This is a genomic window from uncultured Mesonia sp., from assembly GCA_947499595.1.
GTDB lineage: Bacteria > Bacteroidota > Bacteroidia > Flavobacteriales > Flavobacteriaceae > Mesonia > Mesonia sediminis.
Genome location: CANMOY010000030.1, coordinates 1 through 928, shown reverse-complemented (window position 1 = coordinate 928; position 928 = coordinate 1). Strand labels below are relative to the sequence as shown.

Sequence of the window (928 nt, the reverse complement as noted above, 5' to 3'; positions counted from 1 at the left end):
ATAAATTTCATAAAAATCAGAAAAATAGTATTTTTAAGAGCATTAATTGGTAGTTTTGAGACTGACTGCCGTTGTGCGTCATTTAAGAAAAAAATTGAACTACACATTTAACGAAATAGAAAAAGATATTATTCAGAGACTTAAAAACTCTGAACCAAAGCGAATATGGACTGAATTTATTAAAGTCATAATTGAGTTTGAGGAATATTATATCGAGTTGGAATGTGTGCCCGAAATTGCAAGTTCGCAAAATAAAGCTGACGAAGCTATGACAGCAAAAGTTCGAGAATTTAAAAAAAGCTATTCGCCCCATAAAAATGCAAAAGTACTTGCAGAAAACAAACCGATTACAGAAGTCAAAACCGTTCGGACATTATTATACTTTACCGATTCGATAACTGAACCTGCGAAAGTCAAAAAAATCGACTCTAAATGGAACAGAATGTTAAGTAAAATAGCCGGAATAAGAAAAAGTGAAATCGAAAAATTACTCGAAGGAACTACAAGTAGTTATCACGACGAAATTATATGCAAACCGAATTCAGATAAAGCTAAAAAAGTAAACGAAGAATTTTCTAACTTAATAGACGTTGGAATAATTTTAGAAATTGGAGAAAGGTATTTACCTGCTTTTGTTCAGGGAAATGGATATGGATTTGCTCATTTGGAAAGAAATGCGCTTTTGAAATCGGAAGAACTAAAAGGTATATTGACTGAATACGAACTGAATTAAAAACGAACGCACAACAATGGCTATAAGTAATTGCTTGTTCTCGCCTACTTCTGAAAATCCTCGCGGATTTTCAGTTTGGTGTGTACTTACAAAGTTTAGTGCTAAACCACGCAACTACTCATAGTGTGCCAAGAATCAACCAAGGCAATAAAACGGTTGAATGCTGTAAATAAGATGATGGTAGGTCCATCAGAG

General features: G+C 33.5%; 1 protein-coding gene. It reads left to right on the top strand.

Annotation, left to right across the window (positions count from 1 at the left end; translation table 11 throughout):
- Positions 1-55: 55 nt before the first annotated feature.
- Entirely contained in the window at positions 56-733 is a 678-nt protein-coding gene (locus ACH2AZ_RS12415) for a hypothetical protein (protein ID WP_394908094.1), read from the top strand.
- Positions 734-928: the final 195 nt, after the last annotated feature.